The 21,885-nt window shown below is 42.0% G+C and carries 22 protein-coding genes and 1 other RNA gene; 6 read left to right on the top strand and 17 right to left on the bottom strand.

Annotated features, from left to right (window positions below; genetic code table 11):
- Nucleotides 1-6 precede the first annotated feature (6 nt).
- The 6 genes from cydB to FTT92_RS11570 form a co-directional block, all read right to left on the bottom strand.
- Nucleotides 7-1,011: a cytochrome d ubiquinol oxidase subunit II gene (cydB, locus tag FTT92_RS11550; RefSeq protein ID WP_180172184.1), complete on the bottom strand. Its 1,005-nt coding sequence runs from the start codon at nucleotides 1,009-1,011 to the stop codon at nucleotides 7-9.
- Nucleotides 1,004-2,434 carry a cytochrome ubiquinol oxidase subunit I gene (locus FTT92_RS11555; protein ID WP_180172185.1) on the bottom strand — a complete coding sequence of 477 codons (1,431 nt, stop codon included), beginning with the start codon at nucleotides 2,432-2,434 and terminating at the stop codon, nucleotides 1,004-1,006. Before FTT92_RS11555 ends, cydB begins: the two co-directional genes overlap by 8 nt.
- A gap of 259 nt (nucleotides 2,435-2,693) precedes the next feature.
- Nucleotides 2,694-3,107, bottom strand: a complete 414-nt coding sequence (locus FTT92_RS16765) for a DUF2946 domain-containing protein (RefSeq protein ID WP_257231703.1) — start codon at nucleotides 3,105-3,107, stop codon at nucleotides 2,694-2,696.
- 207 nt (nucleotides 3,108-3,314) lie between these two features.
- The gene (locus tag FTT92_RS11560) at nucleotides 3,315-4,187 is read right to left on the bottom strand and encodes an MBL fold metallo-hydrolase (RefSeq protein WP_180172186.1); all 873 of its coding nucleotides are present in this window, start codon (nucleotides 4,185-4,187) and stop codon (nucleotides 3,315-3,317) included.
- 2 nt (nucleotides 4,188-4,189) lie between these two features.
- Nucleotides 4,190-4,606 carry a DUF6691 family protein gene (locus FTT92_RS11565; RefSeq protein ID WP_180121190.1) on the bottom strand — a complete coding sequence of 139 codons (417 nt, stop codon included), beginning with the start codon at nucleotides 4,604-4,606 and terminating at the stop codon, nucleotides 4,190-4,192.
- Nucleotide 4,607: 1 nt separating this feature from the next.
- On the bottom strand, nucleotides 4,608-5,024 hold the full coding sequence (locus tag FTT92_RS11570) for a YeeE/YedE family protein (protein WP_180108036.1): 417 nt from the start codon (nucleotides 5,022-5,024) through the stop codon (nucleotides 4,608-4,610).
- Nucleotides 5,025-5,149: 125 nt separating this feature from the next.
- On the opposite strand from FTT92_RS11570, the gene FTT92_RS11575 reads away from it, so the two are divergent.
- On the top strand, nucleotides 5,150-5,461 hold the full coding sequence (locus FTT92_RS11575) for a metalloregulator ArsR/SmtB family transcription factor (RefSeq protein WP_120367942.1): 312 nt from the start codon (nucleotides 5,150-5,152) through the stop codon (nucleotides 5,459-5,461).
- Nucleotides 5,462-5,501: 40 nt separating this feature from the next.
- On the opposite strand, the gene FTT92_RS11580 is transcribed toward FTT92_RS11575, so the two are convergent.
- The 4 genes from FTT92_RS11580 to dsbD all read right to left on the bottom strand — a co-directional run bounded on the left by FTT92_RS11580 (nucleotide 5,502) and on the right by dsbD (nucleotide 9,497).
- Entirely contained in the window at nucleotides 5,502-5,864 is a 363-nt protein-coding gene (locus FTT92_RS11580; protein WP_180172187.1) for a YidH family protein, read from the bottom strand.
- Between the two features lie 88 nt (nucleotides 5,865-5,952).
- Nucleotides 5,953-6,705, bottom strand: a complete 753-nt coding sequence (gene dsbG / locus FTT92_RS11585; RefSeq protein ID WP_180172188.1) for a thiol:disulfide interchange protein DsbG — start codon at nucleotides 6,703-6,705, stop codon at nucleotides 5,953-5,955.
- 21 nt (nucleotides 6,706-6,726) lie between these two features.
- A complete protein-coding gene (locus FTT92_RS11590; protein WP_180172189.1) occupies nucleotides 6,727-7,569 on the bottom strand; it encodes a TlpA disulfide reductase family protein in 843 nt (280 codons plus the stop codon).
- On the bottom strand, nucleotides 7,566-9,497 hold the full coding sequence (gene dsbD, locus FTT92_RS11595) for a protein-disulfide reductase DsbD (RefSeq protein ID WP_257231698.1): 1,932 nt from the start codon (nucleotides 9,495-9,497) through the stop codon (nucleotides 7,566-7,568). The genes FTT92_RS11590 and dsbD overlap by 4 nt, the downstream gene beginning before the upstream one ends.
- 166 nt (nucleotides 9,498-9,663) lie before the next feature.
- Here dsbD and FTT92_RS11600 point away from each other — a divergent pair, with 166 nt between their 5' ends.
- Nucleotides 9,664-10,353 (top strand): response regulator transcription factor, encoded by a 690-nt coding sequence (locus tag FTT92_RS11600; protein ID WP_078193085.1) that lies wholly within the window; start codon nucleotides 9,664-9,666, stop codon nucleotides 10,351-10,353.
- Nucleotides 10,332-11,693, top strand: coding sequence for an ATP-binding protein (locus FTT92_RS11605; protein ID WP_180172191.1), 1,362 nt, complete (start codon nucleotides 10,332-10,334; stop codon nucleotides 11,691-11,693). The genes FTT92_RS11600 and FTT92_RS11605 overlap by 22 nt, the downstream gene beginning before the upstream one ends.
- A gap of 128 nt (nucleotides 11,694-11,821) precedes the next feature.
- Here the strand turns inward: FTT92_RS11605 and FTT92_RS11610 are convergent, their stop codons facing one another.
- Entirely contained in the window at nucleotides 11,822-12,031 is a 210-nt protein-coding gene (locus FTT92_RS11610; RefSeq protein ID WP_257223732.1) for an Arm DNA-binding domain-containing protein, read from the bottom strand.
- 159 nt (nucleotides 12,032-12,190) lie between these two features.
- Nucleotides 12,191-12,550: a transfer-messenger RNA gene (gene ssrA / locus FTT92_RS11615) on the bottom strand.
- 128 nt (nucleotides 12,551-12,678) lie between these two features.
- On the opposite strand from ssrA, the gene glpK reads away from it, so the two are divergent.
- A complete protein-coding gene (gene glpK / locus FTT92_RS11620) occupies nucleotides 12,679-14,163 on the top strand; it encodes a glycerol kinase GlpK (protein ID WP_180172192.1) in 1,485 nt (494 codons plus the stop codon).
- 69 nt (nucleotides 14,164-14,232) lie between these two features.
- On the opposite strand, the gene FTT92_RS11625 is transcribed toward glpK, so the two are convergent.
- The 3 genes from FTT92_RS11625 to FTT92_RS11635 all read right to left on the bottom strand — a co-directional run bounded on the left by FTT92_RS11625 (nucleotide 14,233) and on the right by FTT92_RS11635 (nucleotide 17,677).
- Nucleotides 14,233-15,759, bottom strand: coding sequence for a DHA2 family efflux MFS transporter permease subunit (locus FTT92_RS11625; protein WP_180102393.1), 1,527 nt, complete (start codon nucleotides 15,757-15,759; stop codon nucleotides 14,233-14,235).
- 6 nt (nucleotides 15,760-15,765) lie between these two features.
- On the bottom strand, nucleotides 15,766-16,917 hold the full coding sequence (locus tag FTT92_RS11630; protein WP_180172193.1) for an efflux RND transporter periplasmic adaptor subunit: 1,152 nt from the start codon (nucleotides 16,915-16,917) through the stop codon (nucleotides 15,766-15,768).
- A gap of 262 nt (nucleotides 16,918-17,179) precedes the next feature.
- The gene (locus FTT92_RS11635) at nucleotides 17,180-17,677 is read right to left on the bottom strand and encodes a thioesterase family protein (protein WP_111885257.1); all 498 of its coding nucleotides are present in this window, start codon (nucleotides 17,675-17,677) and stop codon (nucleotides 17,180-17,182) included.
- Between the two features lie 107 nt (nucleotides 17,678-17,784).
- Between FTT92_RS11635 and hemB the strand changes: the two genes are divergently transcribed.
- Together hemB and thiO are read left to right on the top strand one after the other, a co-directional pair.
- Entirely contained in the window at nucleotides 17,785-18,798 is a 1,014-nt protein-coding gene (hemB, locus tag FTT92_RS11640; RefSeq protein WP_180010032.1) for a porphobilinogen synthase, read from the top strand.
- 137 nt (nucleotides 18,799-18,935) lie between these two features.
- Entirely contained in the window at nucleotides 18,936-20,060 is a 1,125-nt protein-coding gene (gene thiO, locus FTT92_RS11645; RefSeq protein WP_180172194.1) for a glycine oxidase ThiO, read from the top strand.
- Nucleotides 20,061-20,081: 21 nt separating this feature from the next.
- On the opposite strand, the gene FTT92_RS11650 is transcribed toward thiO, so the two are convergent.
- Nucleotides 20,082-21,017, bottom strand: a complete 936-nt coding sequence (locus tag FTT92_RS11650; protein WP_180172195.1) for a TIGR01777 family oxidoreductase — start codon at nucleotides 21,015-21,017, stop codon at nucleotides 20,082-20,084.
- Between the two features lie 66 nt (nucleotides 21,018-21,083).
- The gene (locus FTT92_RS11655; protein ID WP_180172196.1) at nucleotides 21,084-21,533 is read right to left on the bottom strand and encodes an ABZJ_00895 family protein; all 450 of its coding nucleotides are present in this window, start codon (nucleotides 21,531-21,533) and stop codon (nucleotides 21,084-21,086) included.
- Nucleotides 21,534-21,885 lie beyond the last annotated feature (352 nt).

Genomic DNA, 21,885 nt, shown 5'->3' on the forward strand with positions numbered 1-21,885 from the left:
TTCTCCTTAATGATAGCCATCATCGCCGACACGAACTTTGTCACGGAACACCCAATACGACAGTGCGGTATAGAACAAAATAATCGGTATCAGCACCAATGCTCCAATCAAGGCGAACAATTGACTGCTTTGCGGTGCTGCTGCCTGCCAAATGGTGACGGATGGTGGGATGATATTTGGCCATAGACTGATTAAGAACCCTGTATATGCCAGCACAACTAAGACAAGTGTATAAATAAATGGCGCAAATTCCTGACGTCTTTTACAGGCACGTAAAGCCAATAATTTGAAGATCAATACTAAAATCGGCACAGGACTAAAATAGTACAGTTGCGGCAAGCTAAACCAACGATTTGCAATCTCTGCATGTACCAATGGGGTGTAAATACTCACTGCAGCAAAAATCACAAATAAGGCGATAATCAGTTTTGGCATGAGGCTAAACATATGATTTTGAACACGTGCATCCGTTTTAAAAATCAGCCAACCACAGCCCAAGGTGGCATACAGCACCACTACAGCAATCCCAGTAAAAATTGAAAATGGGGTCAGCCAATCCAATCCGCCACCACTATAAATACCATTGGTGGTTTCAATCCCTTGGATATAAGCACCTAAAATCATACCTTGGAAGAATGATGCTAAGATCGAGCCCCAAATAAACGCTTGATCCCATAAATGTTTAGTGCGGTTCGCTTTAAAACGAAACTCAAAGGCGACACCACGGAAAATCAGTGAGATGACCATTAAGATAATCGGCATATACAGCGCAGAAAGCACAGTCGAATACACCAATGGAAATGCCGCAAATAAGCCTGCACCACCTAAAACCATCCAAGTTTCATTGCCATCCCAAACTGGTGCAACGGTATTCATCATCACATCGCGTTCTTGGCGATCTTTTACTAAAGGAAAAAGGATACCAATCCCTAAATCAAAGCCATCGAGTACCACATAAATCAGCACACCTACAGCAATGATTACTACCCAAATTAAGGATAAATCAATCATGGTTTTTCTCCTGTGGTTGTACTTCAAGCGACTCATCAATCGTACTCATTGGACGATTTGATGCACGAATGACCTCACCATCGCTATGGGCTTGAGAATGAATGAACTGTGGTCCTTTAACCATCAATTTGAGCATGTAATAAATCCCAATACCAAATACGATGCAGTACACGATCACAAAGATTATTAAGGTTAAACCGACTTGTTCTGCCGATACTGGTGACAAGGCGTCTTTGGTACGCAGTACGCCATACACGATCCAAGGTTGACGACCGACTTCTGTGGTAAACCAACCAGCAAGCAGGGCAATAAAGCCTGAAGGTCCCATACATAAGGCAAATTTGTGTAGCCATTTTGACTCATAAAATTTCCCAGTTTTACGCAACCATGCACCCATCAGAGCAAGCAAAATCATCAAGACTCCCATACCGACCATAATGCGGAAGCTCCAAAATACTATGAGCGAGTTTGGTCGATCTTCAGGGGCAAAGTCTTTTAAGCCTTTCACCTCTCCCTCTAAGGTGTGCGTCATGATCAGACTACCAAGGTTCGGAATGCCAATTGCATACTTGGTTTCTTCCACCTCCATATCAGGAATACCAAACAAATATAACGGCATGCCATGATCTTTATTAGTTTCCCAATGTCCTTCAATTGCAGCAAGTTTCGCAGGTTGATGTTCTAATGTATTTAGACCATGCATATCCCCCACAAATACCTGTAAAGGTGCAAGTGCGAGAATCATCCACATCGCCATAGAAAATGATTTTTTTACTAAGGCATCACGGCGACCTTTGAGTAAGTGCCATGCTGCAGTAGCAGCGACCAATAAGCCAGATACAAGGAATGCTGCTAGAGCCATATGCGCTAAGCGATAAGGGAATGATGGGTTAAAAACGATAGCAAACCAATCTTGCGGCACTATAATGCCATTTTCAAAGCTAAAGCCTTGTGGAGTTTGCATCCAGCTATTGGAAGATAAAATCCAAAACATGGAAATACAGGTGCCAATTGCCACCATCAGCGTGGCAAAGAAATGGGTTTTAGGACCCACTCTTCCCCACCCAAACAGCATAATGCCTAGGAAACCCGCTTCTAAGAAGAAGGCACTCAAGACCTCATAACTGAGTAAGGGGCCAGTGACACTACCCGCAATACGAGAGAATTCACTCCAGTTGGTGCCAAATTGGTAGCTCATGACTACCCCTGAAACTACTCCCATTCCGAAAGACAATGCAAACACCTTGATCCAAAATTGGAACAGATCTCGGTAAACGGGATCTTGTGTTTTTAGCCAACGCCATTCTAAGACCGCAAGAAAACTTGCTAGCCCAATGGAAATTGCAGGGAAAATAATATGAAAAGAAACTGTAAAAGCGAATTGAATTCGCGCCAATTCAAGTGCTGTCAAACCTAAATCCATGTCTATCACCTTATTGTGGAATTATGCGGTGAACCACAAACGGCCCATAATTTCGGGACTGCTTTAGGAAAGATAAATCAGTACGATGACGCAGACTGTTGTGAATCTGTTGGGATTTGATCAATTGTTTTAGCCTAATGATATAGGCGAATCGATTCTGTTCGCATCCGCTAAACGGTGCAAAAATATAAAGTTTCATAAAATCACTCTTTAAATACCGAGGTAAATCAACAATTCAAATTGTTGGTCTGATTAGGATTTAAAGTGTGTGTGGAGGTGCCCTACCTTGTGGAAGTAAGTAAAGCCTTTGCAGTGAGAAATATACGTGTCGGAAAGCATCTTTATAGAAACTTAGACGGACTTGAATCTTATCGATGATTTCAACTATCTCAAAATCAAAAGGTAGGACAACATCACCATAGACGGTACAGTATTGGCATTGATGGTTATGTCCATTGTGATCGTCGTGATTATGATCGTGGGTCAGATGATGAACAAGTTCGTTATACGTCTCATGTACGTGTTTGTGCTTTTCTGGGGACAGTAAATTATGTGTAATAGAGAGACATACCGGAGCAATTTGAAATTCTTCGGGTAATAGCGGTTGTAAATATACTGCGATTTGCAAAACTAAAGTTAAAATTGCAAAAAACATTCCACTCTGTCTTAGCAACATATTCTCTCAACAGATGCCAACGAAAGCAAAAATACTTAAAAAAATCAGTGCTTCCTTGAAATCCGATCATACAGGTCAGCTTTATAGAATAAATATACCTAAAATACCAAGATCTTTAAAGTGAATATTCACTTTAAAGATATAAATATGAATTTTTAAGATAAAGACATAAATAAGTCTTTAATAATTTGAAATACAATATTTTTAGGTTTTAAAAAAATTAAGCGGTAACTTTAAATACGACACCCCATTTTCTTCAGGTTCGGGAAATTGACCCGCTTTCATATTGATTTGAATCGACGGCAAAATCAGTTTAGGCATACTTAATGTTGCATCCCGCTCATGACGCATCTGCACAAATTCAGATTTTGTAGTTCCCTCATGAATATGAATATTGTGCTCTTTTTGCGTTTGAATATCGGTTTGGCAGTGATATTCATCACGCGTTTTTGGCAAATAGTCATGGCACAAGAACACCCGGGTGGAGGCTGGCAATTGATACAGTTTTTGCACCGAATCAAATAAAGTATCTGCACTACCACGCGGAAAATCACAACGTGCTGTGCCATAATCTGGCATAAATAAAGTATCACCGACAAAGACTGCATCACCCACTACATAACTTAAACATGCAGGCGTATGACCTGGTGTCGGAATGTTATAGGCCTCTAGCTCACCAATATGAAAATGCTCATGATCATCAAATAAATAATCAAATGGTTGTTGAGCATTAAACTGCTTGATATCTAAATTATAAATGGCACTAAAGGTTTCTTGCACCAAGGCAATGTGATGACTCATGGCAATTTTGCCACCGAGTACAGATTTTAAATACTGTGCTGCAGTCAAATGATCGGCATGCACATGGGTTTCCAAAATCCAATCTACTTTTAAATCTTGTACTTTGACATATGCAATGATTGCATCAGCATGGTTGGTCGAGGTGGTTGCCGAAGCCGCATCATAGTCCAAAACACTGTCAATGATAGCGCAGCGCTTGGTTACCGGATCACTCACCACATAACTAAATGTATTGGTCGCTTGATCAAAAAAATCCTGAACAATCGGTTGTTGCATAGTTAAGCTCCTGACCATTTACGGTGAATCAACACGCCTGCAAGCATCGCCACTATAAAATATAAAACTTGATAATGCCCTAAGCCAATTAAGGTGAAACTTGGCGCTGGGCAAATGCCGGCAATCCCCCATCCTGCACCAAATATTAAGGCACCTATAATAAGCTTTGAATCAATTTTATTGTTACTTGGTAAGTCAATCTGCTCATTAAATACTGTGGTTGGTGCACTGCTACGTAGCGCTTTTTGGAATGGAATAAATGCCACAGCAATTGCCCCCATCATGACAAAGGCAAGGCTTGCATCCCAATTACCAAATATGTCTAAAAAATCGATCACTTTTTGCGGATTAGACATGCCAGAGAACATCAAACCTACTGAAAAAAGCGAACCAAATACAAAAGCTAAAAAGTTTTTCATTTTAGAATGCTCCAATCAAGTGACGAACAACATATACAGCAATAAAGCCTGCAAACATAAAGGTCATAGTTGCAATGATGGAACGTTTAGATAATCGGCTGATTCCACAGATACCGTGGCCACTGGTACAACCAGAACCTAAGCGGGTACCAAAACCCACCAGTAAACCAGCAATAATCATCATTAATGGGCTAGCAGACACGATAATCTCTGGTTGTACAAAAAGACCATAAATAAATGGCGTGATGATCAAGCCTGAAAGAAACCACACTGCAGGCGTTTTAAAAATCGTCTGTGGATTCAGTACCTGCGCAATCAAGCCACTGATGCCTGCAATACGCCCATGGACATACAAATAACCCACCACTGCAATACCCAACAGAGCACCACCAAGAAACGCTGTCACAAAATCATGCATAGTTAACGCGCCACAAACAATATTTAAACTTATATTATATATTTTTATATATTAATCAAGCCATTTTATGTTATTATCTCGACATACTTTGCTCTTTTTGCTTTTTATGATTCGGGTTAGACGTTATGAACATCGCAATCGATAACTTAAAAATTGAATTTACGCAGGTTGATACCGTTTCCAATTGTTTGAAAGTGTTATCAAATCCGGACCGTTTAAAAATTTTATGTGTGTTGATCAATGGCGAATTAAATGTTCAGCAAATTGAGGAATGTACTGATATTCATCAGCCGACCCTATCACAACAATTGACCGTTTTACGGAACAATAAAATTGTTTCGACACGTCGTGAAGGCAAACAAATTTTTTATCAATTGGCAGACCCTAAAGTGCTGGGTATTATGCAAACGCTGTATCAATTGTACTGTCAGGAATAAACATTTTTGTGCATGCTTTTGTATGGAAGCTCAGCCAAGCTTAGTAAATCCAAAATGAGATGATCAGTAAAAACCCAGTCAGCATGGTCAATAAATTCAGCCACACGGGATGTTGGCTCTGATAATCCTCAATAAATTCCTGTTCGGTTAATGAGCTCAATCCTCGACGATATTGCAAAATTGAGGCAAAGTTCACCAATAAACCAAACACAATCACGGCAATGCCAAGCCACTGTCCATAGATAATTTTGTGCTGATATTGCTCAGGGTGCAGTAGTTGTAGCAATACATTTGATTTTTCAATCACAAAACCAAAGGCTATCAGGGCTAAACCACTGCGGTTCCATGCCAATGCTGTACGTTCCAAAGCGAACAATACGCGTGGATCTTGTAAATTTGACATTGCGCCCCCTGATGTTTAAGTCGTTGACGTTGAGCTTAGCATGATCTTAGACGCGCTGTTGTGCTGGCTTGGTGAGCATCCATTTTCCTTATTTTTCAAAGATTTCTTTGAGATCACTCGGCATCCCTTGTGCAGACTGGAAGTTACCCTTGCTATCACGCCAAGCAATGGATGGTGTTGAGAAGAAACCATATTTGCCCATTAAGCTTTGGTTAAAATCAATTTTTTCTGCAATCTCTAAAGGAATATTTTCAGCTGGTTTAAGACGATTTTTGCCACGATTGATATTAATGTCATTAAATACGGCTGTTGGATTTTTTGACATCAGTAAAGTTGCCACCTGAGCACGGCTTTCTTCACGAATCACACCCACTTGAATATGACGTAATTGAACCTTGCCTGACTCTACCCAAGGACGTGCTTCTTGCCAAAATTTATGACAATACGGGCAATTGGGATCTGAGAATACATAGACAATACGTGGCGCATCGGTTTTGCCATCTTGAATCCAGGTTGAATCTTCTAATGTTTTCCACACATCATCCAAAATGGCTTTTTTCATATGGGTTTCAATTTGGGTGTTTGAAAGATTATTGCCTTGGGCATCAAACAACTCACCTTTTATATAATATTTACCATCTTTAGAAATAAAAATGGTATTGGAATATTGGTCTTCATGCCCCACCCAACCTGTTAAACCTTCGGGTGCAGGAATTGGTTTTACAAATTGAAAGCCTTCTTTTTCGAGTTGTTTTTTAAGGGCATTCGGATTAGCACTGACACCACATGCCACTGTCAACAGTGTTCCGATAACTAAACTGGTTTTAAGTAAAGTATTCATGACAAATATCCTATGATCAATTTATGGATTCATTTTCTTTAAGTATTGTTGCAACATCGCTTGACTGAGTTCGCCTTGATGACGCGCAATCAACTGACCTTGTGCATTAAAAAATAAGGTAGTGGGTAAACCTAAACTGTTCACTGCTTGTGGCATTTCACCCTGCACATCTAGCAGAACATATTGAAAACTGAAGTGATGTTTTGTGAGATAAGCACGGACGGTATCGACCTCTTCACCTTGATTGAGCATGACAAAATGCACCTCAGGATATTGATCCTGCGCACGCTGTAATACAGGCATTTCACGATGACACGGCGGACACCAACTCGCCCATAAATTCACAACCGTGGGCTGACCTTGAAATTGTTTTAGCGCAATCATTTCTGACCGACCTTGACTGGCTAGGTTCAGACTTGGAAAACTCAAACTTGGATAATGGCTGTCTTGATGCGTGATTTTTTGTGCTGTCCATCCTGCCCCCACGAGCATGACAAAGATCAGCAATAATGTGGCCTTTGCTTTGTTCGCAATGGCCGAATTTCGCCACCAAAACCATGCACTTCCAATAATTATCCCGCCAATCAGATGAAACCCTTTGTCTTGAATTTTCAGCATATCAATTGGCGATGCGAGATAAGATTCCAGATTTAATCCAATAAAGACTAGGCGTGCACCTATTAATCCGATCCAAACACTGTTCCAAATCGAATCTTGGAAACGCTGTTGAATCTCGGCTGACCACTGTGCTTTTTGCCCGACTTTTCGTCCAATCATGGCAGTGACCAGCAAAGCCAACACAAAACACAACAGTCCCCAAGGCAACATGAATGGTCCAAGATGCAAGGCTTCATTCGAAATCATCGCTGTGCTCCTACCTTAAGTCGGTTCAAGAGTTGCTCTGCACTAAAGGTACCCGTCAAACGTAGATTGCGCTGTTCCTGATGCTCTGTATCTAAGAAAATTAAGGTCGGTGGCCCTAAAATTTGCCATTGTTTTAGTATGGCATCCTGACTTGCTTCGTATTCTGTTAAGTCGAGTTTGATCCGAGCAACATGTGCTAAACCAGCTTGTACATCGAAACGAGGCATCACCTCTTTTTCAATCGGCTGACAAGCCACACACCAATCAGCATACACATCTATGAGCACTGCTTGTCCTTTGACTTGATTGAGTGCCTGTTCAAGCTCGGTTTGGGTACGTACTTTTTGCCATGCGACTAATGATGTGGCTTGTGTTGTACTCAGTTGTGACCATGCTTGCGTGATATACCATCCACCCGATATTGCAGTAGCTAAGCTCATTGCAATGAACAGTAGTTGCGTCGGCATTTGTGAAATATGCGGACGAATCTTCCATAAAATGTAAACCGTGATACTGATGAATAAGAGTCCCATCAACGTCAAATAAACCACACTCAGCAGTAAAGGACGCAGGAAATACACCGCCAACAACAGCATGACAAAACCGAAAGTGAATTTCAGACGATCCATCCACACGCCCGGTTTGGGTAAGTACTGTGCACCAAACACACAGGCAATCAACAATGGTAAGCCCACACCTAGACCTAGAATAAACAGGTAACTAGCCCCCATCCACGGTTCAGGCAATTGCGCAACAAACAGCAAAGCCCCTGCCAATGGCGCACTCATACAGGGTCCGACAATTAGCGCAGAGATCATACCCATAATGAATGAACCCCATAAGGTTCCACCTTTTTGTCGTTGTTGCCATTGATCTAAACGCTGTAATACACCTTGTGGTAAAGACAACTGGAATACGCCAAATAAATTCAATGCAAACAGCACGAACATCACGGCAAATAACCCAATAAAGATGGGACTTTGTAACCAACGTTGGAAGTTATAGCCAAGTCCAGCCACAGCTAAACCCATCAAGGCATAAATCAATGCCATTCCGACCACAAAGACACCTGCAATCATGCCAGCACGATAGCCACGATGACGTTGTACCAAAATACTGGATAAGATCGGAATCAGTGGTAAGGAACATGGTAAGAATGCGAGCAATACACCTAAACCTAAAAAAATGATCAGATTCAGTGCAATATTGTCTGTTGAAAGTAAATAAAAGAAGTACTGGTCGTTGTTCCAATCGACCTGCTTCGTACGCTGTTCAGCATTTGTTGTAGTCACAGATTCAGAACTTGCCTGCATCATCAAGGCATCGTCTAGCTCTGGCGTACTGGCTTCGCTAGGTTCTGTTAAAGTAGTCACTTCAGAAGAGGGACTTAAACCATTTTCATCCTCTTTGACTTCTGCTTTATTTTTTTTGGCTTGAGTTTCAAATGTTGCAGTTTCAGTGTTTTTCGCCTGTGGTTCTACAGGTACTGCAGTATTGGGTAATGACGACGATGTGACTACATCTAATAATTTCTTTTGCGTTGTACTTTGCTGATTCAGCTTGCTTGCAGGGAGTAATCCATCTGCATCGGTTTGAATGGTGGTGCGCTGTACTGGATAACATAAGCCACTTTCGGCACAGCCTTGCCATTCAATTTTATAGCTTTGATTTGGTTGCATGGCGACAGTTGCTTGCACTTGTTCATAATGCACTTCGGTCATGCCGAAATTGGGGTCATCTTTTTGCTGTGGACGAGGCAGTTGCAGTAATAATGCTTTGCCATTTTCAATGACTTTAAACTGATCATGATACAGATAATAGCCATCAGCAATACGCCACGTGAAGCTGGCTTGGTCTTGCGCTGTCGATACAGCCTGAAAAGCAAATGCTTGATCAGGGGGTAAAAAATCAGCGGATGCTCTTTGCATACTCAAAATGCTGAATATTCCACACAACCCTACTAACCCTATACGCATAGATGACTTTAATACCCGACATAAATCTATTTTGGTTGATTATGCAAAAGCATAAATTAAGGGAGCATTAACAAGATAAATCATTTATAAAATACAGGCAGGAAGTCAGGAAAACGCTATGTTTGTTGTTTTGGTTGAAGATGATCCATATATTGCCTCAAGTATTTGTGCCACATTGGATTTTTTAAATATTTCAGTAGAACATGTGAGTCATGCGCGTGATGCAGATTATTTTATCCGCCACAGTGCAGTCGATTTATGTTTGCTGGATTTAGGCCTACCGGATCAAGATGGTTTAGACTTACTGCGATCATGGCGCAGAGATCAGATTCATGTCCCTGTTTTGGTTTTAACTGCACGGTTACAGACCCAACAATGTGTTGAGGCATTAAATGTCGGTGCCGATGACTATTTAACCAAGCCTTTTGAACTGGATGAACTAATTGCACGGGTTCATGCACTCACCCGACGTCACCGCGGTTTTTCATCGAATGTCATTCAATTTGACCACTTAAAGCTCAATAAAGACACTCAAGAAGTCCATTATCAAGATCAAATGATTCAGCTTTCACGCCGTGAATACAGTTTGCTTGAAACTTTGATGAGCCATCCAAATCAAGTACTCAAAAATGAAGTTTTGCTAGATAAGTTATACGGCTTCCAAGACAGTATCGAAAGCAATGCTCTGAATGTCCATATTTATCACTTAAGACAAAAATTGAATGCGGACTATATTCAAACCATTCGTGGCGTCGGTTATATGTTTAAAATTCCTGAGTCAATGCCATGCAAAAATCACACAGCTTAAAATGGCGCTTGGTCAGCAGTCTTCTGGCTGTGATGATCGGCTTATGGAGTGTGGTGTTTGTTTGGCTGTATATCGACTTACAAAAGCGTCTTCAGGACACCTTAGATCAACGTTTGCATGCCTCCGCACAAATGGTCGCACGACTGATTCAACAATTACCACTGCAAAGTTTGGATAAGTCTGCCTTAGTCCAACAACTTCATTCCACAGATCAAGAACAATTGATCGCTTGCGAAGTATCTTTATTTAGCTCTGACATCAGTGTAGGACAGCATGTCATTGCCAAAACACGCGGTGCACCGAAAGATTTAAGTCAGCAAGCAGTTGGTTTTAGTACTTGGCAACAAGGTGAGACGCAATGGCGCAGTTATGTGTTACGCCGTGGTGAGATTCAAGTGGTGGCTGCAGAGCGTATGTTTTTGCGGGAGTCTTTGCTAAAACAGATTTTGCAATCGGTCTTAATTCCGCTGATCTTGTCATTATTGTTGTGTATCGGCTTAATTGTTTTGATTATTCGTCGGGAATTTAAAGCCTTGGATCAGGTTGTAAGCGATTTAAGTCAGTCAAATTTATCGCTCAATGAAGCAAGCCAATATTTAACGAGCTTAGATGCCAATACCATGCCCTCAGAGGTCTACCCTTTTGTGCAAAATTCGAATCGCTTAGTCCATAAACTGCATCAAAGTCTTGAAAATGAAAAAGTCTTTAGTGCATACGCGGCGCATGAATTACGGAGTCCTTTAACCGCAATTAAAACCAATGTGCAATTGGCACAACTGATAGCGAAAACGGACGGCAATATGAAATTGCAATATAGCTTGGATCAAGCAAATCAAAGTGTCCGTCGCTATGCTGATTTACTTGAGCAATTACTGATGTTATCGAATACCGATCAATCTATTGAACAGATCAAAGCAAGCACTCAGATAAAGCCCGTTATTGCAAAAGTACTTGATGATTTAGCACTGATTTATCCTAAAGTAATAGCTAAAATTCAGGTCGATTGGCACAGTCTTGGTAATTTGGCATTACCTCAATTTGTCTTGTATTCTGTTCTTAAAAACCTGCTTGAAAATGCCTTATTGCATGCAAATGCTGATGTGATTGAGGTGAAAATGCAGGAAAATACGTTACGCATTCAAGATAACGGCCGACATTTAAATGCCGAAGACATTCGTTACTTAGGGCAACGTTTTTGGCGTAAATCGGCTCAGCAGAAAGGTCATGGACTGGGCTTATCTTTGGTCAAAATAATGCTGCAACAATATGCTTATACCATCCAATTTGAACCGAATTTTCCTAAGGGATTAAAGATTACACTGTTGTCTCAAAAGAGTTGAATAAAGCAGATTATCATTTTTAGATCATGACTATTTATTCTTTAACTCTCAAACCAATTCTCAACGACCAATTTAAAAATAGCTTGATATGTTTGTATTAGACTGACCTGTAATACAAGTATTTCAGTTCAAGGGCAAGCTCTCTTGCTTTCTTTAAACTCCCCCTCAGGATATAGACTGAATGACTCAGAATTGCGTTCACCATGAACGGTATAACGTACATTCCAGTATTTTTGTCCTGCTGGCGTCACAAGAAGTGAAAGACCATTCTCATCTGACAGACGGTAACGCTTATCTTGTGGCTGTGCTTTTCTGCATTCTGTATCTGTGAGTTTCATGTGTATTTACCCGTTATCAATCCTAAAATTATTGGGTAAATTTTCCCAAAAATTACCCACTCAAGGCAAAAATTGGGTCACACAGCTTAGGACAAGGTCGGACAATACAGCCAATAAAAAAGCCTTTAAACATTGAGTTTAAAGGCTTTTTTAGGAATTTGGTGGAGATGGCGGGAGTTGAACCCGCGTCCGCCAGCACTACGCTCGAGAATACTACATGCTTAGATATCGTCTATTGATTTAGCTCTTTGTGACCCGACGAACAGGGTACAAATCGCGATCCTTTAAGATTTAGTATAAGACCCCAAGGCTTGATCTTATACGGACTTGTGTGCGTTCGCTTCAGTCGGGACCCCTAACCACAAGTATTCAGGGATGCGGACAAGCTGCCCTTAGGCAGCTAGAGCGTAAGTTTCGTCGTTTGCGACTAAAATATGCAAATTTGATTTACGAGAGAAAATGCGCTCTCGACATGCATCTATGAGTTTCATCACCAGCGTCGAAGCCAGAAACATCCCCAAAGTAGCGTCATCATAGCATAACTTCAAAAAATTGCGATGCAATTTCGAAACAATTACACATTGATCTGCGCTTAATTACATAATTGCGTTAATATTTTATTTTTCAAGACCGCAAAAGAAAAATATATGAGCTTTTTATTGGCACTCGATCAAGGAACGACTTCAAGTCGCGCGATCATTTTTAACGAACATGGACAAGTTCAAGCTACAGCTCAACGGGAAACCCATATTCAAACTCCTCATTCGGGCTGGGTGGAGCAAGATGCTCAAGAAATTTGGAGTACACAAATTGCCGTCGTGCAACAAGCCCTCGCTTCTGCTCGTATCCTCGCCAAAGACATCAAAGCCATTGGCCTGACCAATCAGCGTGAAACCACTGTGGTTTGGGATAAACGCACAGGTCAACCCCTTGCTCCTGCAATTGTTTGGCAAGACCGCCGTGCAACCGAGTGGTGTGGACAACTGACCCAACAAAACCTCAATGACCTCATTCACAAAAAGACCGGTTTACGTATCGATCCCTATTTTAGTGCTGGCAAATTGGTTTGGTTATTAGAGCACACTCAAGGTCTACGTGAACTCGCAGAGCAAGGTCATGTGGCTTTTGGCACGATTGACAGTTGGTTGGTGTGGAACCTGACGCAAGGTGCAGAGCATGTGATTGAAGCCAGCAATGCCTCACGAACCATGCTAATGAACTTACAGCAACAAGCTTGGGATGAAGAACTCTTAGAATTATTCGATATTCCCCTGTCGGTCCTCCCTAAAATCATCAGTTCAGATGAATATATTGCAGATACCGCTACAGGTTTACTTGGCGCAAACATTCCCATTACCGGCATTTTAGGTGATCAGCAATCTGCGTTATTTGGACAGTCATGCTTTGACGTAGGAACAGCAAAAAATACCTATGGTACCGGCTGTTTCATGCTCTTTAACACCGGCACTGAAGTTCAATATAGCCACAATAAATTACTCTCAACCCTTGCATGGCAAGCTCAAGGTCAAGCCCATTATGCACTTGAAGGTAGTGTGTTTATGGCTGGCGCAATCGTGCAATGGCTGCGAGACGGTTTAGGGATTATTCAAAAAAGCAGTGATGTTGAAAAACTCGCGTGCCAAGTTGAACACACCGATGGCGTGGTTCTGGTTCCTGCCTTTACTGGGCTAGGCGCTCCGCATTGGGACAGTGATGCCCGTGCCCTCCTCTGCGGCATGTCACGTGGTACCAATAAATTCCACATAGCTCGTGCTGCCCTTGAGTCCATCGCCTTTCAAGTGTCGGATGTATTGACCGCCATGCAGTCAGACCTGTCTAGTCCACTTAAAGAACTCAGGGTCGATGGCGGTGCCAGTAGCAATGATATGCTGATGCAATTTCAGGCCGATATTTTAAATGTGCCTGTACTGCGTCCTAAACTTTTAGAATCAACAGCATGGGGCGCTGCCGCAATGGCCGGACTCAAAGCAGGTGTGTTTTCAAACCTTGATGAAATTGCTGCATCATGGCAATTAGAACGTGCTTTTGAACCAAAAATGAATGCAGATCAACGTGAATTTCATTTGGCTCAGTGGCAATCTGCACTCAAACGGGCGCGCTCGGATCTTTGATTTTTTTCAATCAACGCCGTATGCAATATAAAACCGCTCGAATGAGCGGTTTTTTATACTTGATGTTATTTAGTGTGCATGACCACCACCCACACCTGCTTTAGGCCGTGGGCAGAGCCAAATGATGAGTGCAGCGAATATAAAGACACCCGCCAGTACTAAAAACACATGATTGGCTGAAAGCGTTAAGGCTTCTTTATCCACCAAACTGGAGATGTAACCCAATGCGGCTTCTGAACTCATTCCATGATTCACCAAGGTATTTTGTACCTCGGTAACATGTAAATTACTGACCATTTCACTGCGTGCGACTTTGGTGTGATCATCCCAAATGGTTACTGCAATCGACGCTCCAATTGCCCCTGCCATGGTTCTTAAGAAGTTCATCAAACCTGCCGCAGATGCCATATCTTGTGGCAGTACAGATGCTAAGGCCATATTAGACAAGGGAATAAAGAAAAATGGCACGGCAAAACCTTGTAATATTTGCGGTAAAGCCAAAGCCATAAAGTCCGCATCCGTAGTCCAAAAGGCGCGCATAAGGGTTACACCGCCCAAGATACTTAAACCAAAACTCGCCAAAGCACGTTGATCGTACTTAGTTGCAAGCTTCGCAACAATTGGCGACATGGTCAGACTACCGACGCCCATCGTTGCCGTGAGATAACCGGCCCACGTTGCGGTATAGCCCAAGTTGATCTGTAACCACTGCGGAATGAGGACAATACTGCCAAAAAAGGCACCAAAACCAAAGGCCAAAGCCAAGACCGAAATGGTAAAGCTTCTGTACTTAAACAGCAGTATATTCACCACTGGATGCCGCTCAGTCAGCTCCCAAATCGTGAAAACGATCAACCCGACAAATGCCGTCAGTGCCAGCACCACGATAAATGGATTATTAAACCAATCTCGCTCATGGCCTAAGTCCAACATCAATTGCAAGGCACCAATCCACAACACCAACAGCAGTAAACCACCGCGGTCAATTTTCAATTTCTGTGTTGGAGTTTCAGCCGTTTTCAGTAAGCGCATCGCTGCGATTGCACAACCTATTCCGACAGGAATATTGATAAAGAAAATCCAATGCCAAGATAAATTATCACTGATCGTACCACCCAAAATTGGACCTAAAATAGGGCCAACTACAGTGGTCATTGCCCACATGCCCATGGCTTGGGATTGCTTTTCAGGAGGGAAAATGCGCATTAACAACGTTTGGCTCAGTGGCATAATCGGGCCACCAAACAAGCCTTGCCCAATTCGACAAAACACCAACATTTCCAAACTGGTCGATAAACCACACAGTATCGAAAATACAGTAAAGCCAAATAGGCTGATCACAAAAACCCGTACAGAACCAAAGCGCCCAGCGAGCCAACCGGTCAATGGCACGCAAATCGCTTCTGCCACAGCATAGGAGGTAATGACCCATGTCCCTTGGGATGCCGACACTGCAAGACTACCGGTGATATGCGGCACAGATACATTGGCAATGGTCATGTCGAGCACAACCATAAAGTTCGCCAATGCCAAGACTAAGGCAGCGAGAATCAGACGACCACCTTTTAGGTCAGTCATTTGCATTTGCTGATTCATAGGCAATTACTTCGATTTCAGGTCAATCGTCGCTTCCATAGACAGCCCCACACGTAGTGGGTGTTCTGCCAACTCTTTTGGATCTAAACGTATCCTCACAGGTAAACGCTGAACCACTTTAATCCAGTTTCCTGTGGCATTTTGTGCTGGAATCAAGGCAAATGCTGAACCTGTGCCACCAGAAAAACCAGTGACTATGCCATTAAATTTAACTTTGTCACCATACAGATCAGATGTCAGTTCAACTTTTTGACCCGCTTGCACCCCTGCCAATTGACTTTCTTTAAAGTTGGCATCGACATATAACTGAGTGACAGGCACCACCATCATTAATGACGTTCCCGGTGCAATGCGTTGCCCAACTTGAATATTACGACGTGTCACTACACCATCAAAGGGCGCTTTGATTTGTGTACGTTCTAAGTCCAACTGGGCTTGTTGTAGACGTGCTTGCGCAACTAAAACATCTGGGGTTGAGTTTTCATTGCTGTCTTGAATTAATGCATCATTCGCAGCTTTATTACTTTGCGCCGCTTTTTGACTAGATTTGGCTTGAGCGAGCCCTGCTTGAGCCACATCAAAACTGGCTTTAGCGGTATTCACAGCACTTTGCGCTGTGCTTAATTCTTCTTTAGAAATCGCACCCGAAGCAGCCAATTGTTGACGACGTTGTAATTCATCTTGTGCTTTATTCAGATCGGCTTGTGCTTTGGCCACTTGTGCGCTTGCACTATGAATTGCATCATCACTGACAAAGATTTGTGAGTTTAAAGAACTACTATTCGCCGCAGTTTGTTTGTATTGGCGTTTTGCTTTAAGTAATTCAGCCTGTGCCTGAGCTAAGGCAATTTCAGCATCACGAGCATCAATGCGAACAAGCACATCGCCTTTTTTCACTTGCTGCGTATCACTCACCAAAACCTCTGCCACTTGCCCCGTGACCATCGAGGTAATCGACGCTGTTTCTGCACCGACATAGGCATTATCGGTACTGACGGAATGATTTAGAAATATTGACCAAATCAAATACATCACCAAAGCAATCACGATCAATACAGCCACTATACCAAGGCCTTTTTTTCTGCGTGCTTTTAATTCCTGATCGGTGGGCTGCTCTGTAGATGGGGTTTCTGGCAGGTTACTAACGGTATCTGTCATAGATTTGTCCTAAATCTAGCAGACTTGGTCATGGCATCATGAGCTTTGCAAAGCATGTCAACTTTGCTGTCAGATAATGGTGTCGTGAGAAAGTCTATCTTCTTCAATTTTCCGGCATTTTAAAGCTAAAAAATCATATCCTGAGAATAGAAAATGTAACTCGTCAGTCTTTTTTTCGTTGGCAACAGGATAAAATCATGCCCTGCTGCCAATACTGGACTTTATTTTTTCATCATTTTGAATGTGTTAACTTAAAAATGGCTTAATAAGCATACGATGCAATCGCCGTTGCAATCGCTTTACCTTCATCATTGACCATGGTCATACGCATAGTGCAACCCTTACGGCCTAAACGTAAGGTTTCTGCTCGTGCAACGAAATACTGTCCACGTCCTGGCGCCAAATAATCCACACGCATATCGACGGTCGCTAAGCGAGATACCTTTTTACTCGTTTCTACTAGATCTTCAGCTGTGGCCTTTTTATACAATTCTGCCATCGCAGAGATACCACCGATACTGTCGAGTAGGGTTGCCGCGACGCCACCATGTAAAATTTGGAATGCGACATTTCCAATTAGATTACTGGCCATGTCGACACGTGCTTCGATCTGACCATCAATCACCGTCATTTTCATGGCATTGTGTACAAAAAATGGGGAGCTGTTAAATGCTTGAGCAATGTTATTTAATAAAGTATCGATTTCATTCTTCGAGTTTAGGTCAATATTACCGGTCCAACTCTTATTTACATCTGTCATAGCCTACTCGAATCGCTGTCATTGAATAAAAAAATAATACGGGGTGCGCCAAACCCTCATTATGCGTCTACAATAGTCAAAGTTTAATACTGATCAATGAGATTGTTATGACCTATACGTTCAATCGTCCAGCTTTTCCTGCTACCCGCATGCGTCGCATTCGTAAAAATGACCAGCTTCGCGCTATGGTGCGTGAAACTCAACTGACGACTGATCATCTCATTTATCCAGTATTTGTGTTGCCAGGCCAGCAACAAACTCAAGATATTCCAAGCATGCCAAACGTACAGCGTCTATCTGCTGACTTGTTACTAAAAAAGGCAGAACGTTTACTCGAATTGGGTGTTTCAAAATTAGCTTTGTTCCCAGTTACACCACAGGAAGATAAAAGTTTAACGGCTGAAGCAGCTTGGCATGAAGATGGCTTAGTCCAAAGCACCATCCGCTTATTAAAAAAAGAACTACCAGAAATGGTTCTCATCACTGATGGTGCGCTCGACCCATACACCACACATGGTCAAGACGGTATCATTGATGATACCGGCTATGTACTGAATGATGAAACCGTTGAATGCTTAATTAAACAAGCACTCAGCCATGCCGAAGCGGGTGCAGATGTGGTTGCACCCAGTGACATGATGGATGGTCGTATCGGTGCGATTCGCCAAGCGCTTGAAGCCAATGGCCATATCTATACCAACATCATGGCCTATTCTGCAAAATATGCGTCGAGCTTTTACGGGCCATTCCGTGATGCGGTAGGTTCTTCAAGCAACCTCAAAGGTGGCAATAAATACAATTACCAAATGGACATCGGTAACCGTGCTGAAGCTTTACATGAAATCGCACTCGATATTCAAGAAGGCGCCGACATGGTGATTGTAAAACCGGGTATGCCGTATTTAGATATCGTCCGTGAAGTCAAAGATAATTTCGGTGTTCCAACATTTGTCTATCAAGTGAGTGGCGAATACGCCATGTTGGCAGGTGCCATTCAAAATGGTTGGCTATCTGAAAACGTGATTATCGAATCGCTTATGAGCTGCCGCCGTGCAGGTGCAGATGGGATCTGGACTTACTTTGCTGAAGATGCAGCACTCATGTTGAAAGACATGAAATAACCTGCAAAGCCTTCCTGAAATGGTAACGTTCAGGAAGGCTTTTTTATATCTGTAAAATTTAAAAAACAGTCTTGGAAGAAAAACTTCGGCGTTGCTGAAGTTAAGATCAAACTCATACATTCATCGGTTAAAAGAACATGAATATTGCCATTATTGGGGCGGGTATTAGTGGTTTACTCAGCGCATTGGAACTCGTTGAACGCGGTTGTACGGTGACGATTTTCGACCAACAACGCACAGGTTCTGCCGCATCTTGGGCTGGTGGTGGCATCCTCTCCCCGATGTATCCTTGGCGATATCCCAATGAAGTCAATGCGCTCGCACGTTATGGCAAGCAGAGCTACCAAAAATGGAATGAAAAATTAAAACCTATGACTGGGATTGATTTTGAAATTCATGAAACTGGCATGTTGATTTTTGATGAAGATGATTTTGAAATCGGCTTAGATTATGCCCGTTTGCATCAAGACCCGATGCAACAGGCGGAATATTTACAATCCGAGCAAATTGAGCAGATTAATCCTCACATTTCAGCACGCTTTGCACATGGCATTTATTTTTCACAATTAGCCAACATCCGTAATCCACGACTTTTACAGTCTTTAACGGCTTATTTACAGCAGCATCCTAAAGTTCAGATTTATGAACATTGCCCGATCAGCCAATTAAACCGTTCGGATAATCGTATCCATTCCATCACTACAGCAGATGGTACGCAACATACAGCAGATCAATTCGTTATTGCCACGGGCGCTTGGTCAGCCGCATGGAGTGAACAACTAGACATTGAGATACCCGTACAACCCGTGCAGGGACAAATGCTTCTCTTTAAAACTCCGCAGAACTGGTTGCCGACCATGTGCATGAATAAAGTTATGTACTTGATTCCACGCCAAGACGGTCATGTGGTTTGTGGCTCAAGTATGCGCCAGTGTGGCTTTGATATTCAGACCACAGATGCAACCTTACAGCATATTCAAGAATCGTGCTTTGACATGGTGCCAGAGCTTGCCAACTTTCCAATTGTGAAATCTTGGGCTGGCCTGCGCCCATCTTCCCCTGAAGGGATTCCGTATATTGGACAGATGCCAAATTTCGACAATCTTTGGGCAAACTTTGGGCATTTTAGAAATGGTTTATGCATGGGACCAGCTTCAGCTCAGTTATTGGCTGAACTGATGACTGGGGAAACTCCTTCATTCAATGCAGACCACTATAGTCCGACTCGCCTGTTTCAAGATGCGTTATTAAGCGTCGACTAATGGTCAATAGGCCAATTTCAACTAAGCCAATAAATCCTGTAAGGCTTCTTTTAACGTCGGAAATTTAAACTCAAAGCCTTGCTGTAATAAAGCAACTGGCTGAACCAATTGACCATTTAAAATTAATTGCGATTGCTCACCCAATAAAATTTTAAAGACAGTTGCAGGCACATTGAGCCACGGCTTTTTGGCTAATTGACGTGCTGCAATCTGCGCAAACTGAGCCTGCGTCGTTTTTTCCGGCGCAACTAAATTAAAAATATGAGGATCAATTGGCGTAGGTTCAAGCAACCCATATTTTTTCTCTGCTTGTTTCATTAAAAACAGCATACTTCGGATCACATCTTGTATATGTATCCACACAAAAGGCTGCCGACCGGAACCTATTTTGTTGACCAAATTGAGCTGAATCGGTCGCAGCATTTGCGGTAAGATCCCGCCACCTTCAGCCAAGACCACACCTAGTCGTGTGATAATGGTATTTTGTTCAGGAAATTGGCGTGTGACTTGCTCCCAACTTTGGCAAAGCTCTGACATAAAAATGGCTTGTGGTGCAGCATTTTCATCGCACACTTTTGTCCATTGTTCTTCAATATCAATACCATAATAGCCAACAGCCGAACCTGAAATAATGCATTTCGGAAAAATTTTACGTTTACGTAAATATTGATACAGCGCTTCCGTGGTTTTGACCCGACTTTCTAATAATTGCTGTTTACGCGTCTCTGTCCAGCGACCTTTGCCGATACTTTCACCTGCAAGATTAATCACATAATCAATTCTGTCATGAGGAATTTGATCGAGCTGCTGTACCCAAGTTAAATGAGGTGATTTAGAAATACGCCCAGCCTTACGACTGAGCCCAATCACTTTATAATCCGCAGCTAAAAGTGCCTTGATGAGATGTGTGCCAATAAAACCGCTGCCACCTGTCATCAGTACTGTGGGCTGATGCATAATTTGTTCTTATCTATATGAAATAATACTATTATCTATAGAACAAGATCACCAAACGATCAAGCTTTATGCACCAAACTTTTGAGCAGCCATCCGCTGTGCTTGCGGACCATAAAACCAATAGGTGATTAAATACAAAGGGATAGCCATCAGTAACAACATGATCACCATTAAACTCATAAACTGAGGATGTTGAATATAGAGCATTAAATTTTGCCAAATTTCAGGATCTTTTCTTGAAAAAATTGCGATACCCAAAAGTACAAAAGCTAAATTATATAACCAAAAAATCAGGCTAAAACCTAAGGTAAATTTTTTACGCTCTGCCTGTGTCGGTGCTCTCTGATTTTTGTTTAAAAACCGAAATAACACCACGATCATGGCAATCAGGTAGGGTACGACCGTTAAAATACCACCTACACCCTGTGGCAATAATGCAGCGATCACACCGCAAATACAGGTCATGATTAAACAAATGAAAAAAAACAATAAAAAATAACGTGTTAAAGACACCATGACCCTAACCCAAGAAGAAGTTGACACCTAGTATAAAAAAAAATGTATTTTTTTTCATTTTCATGTCAACCAATCTGTAATCGGCTACGTTATATAGGGTACAAGGTCTGTAGCAACCGATGATTTGGACGGCATCCACAATGTTTCGGTGACCTTTTTAAAAGCAATAAGTTTCATTTTGAATTTAAGTATGAACAGCAGCCATCACTTAAATTTAAAATCGATTTTTTGACCGACGATTTCATCATCACTCGAATCGTCGGTCTTTTATTTTGTGCCTTATGTATTCAGCATTTAATTTTTATATTCTACACCAAAAAAAATCAGCCGATAAAATATCGACTGACTGAAA

Source organism: Acinetobacter sp. YH12023 (genome assembly GCF_013420135.1).
Taxonomy (GTDB): domain Bacteria; phylum Pseudomonadota; class Gammaproteobacteria; order Pseudomonadales; family Moraxellaceae; genus Acinetobacter; species Acinetobacter amyesii.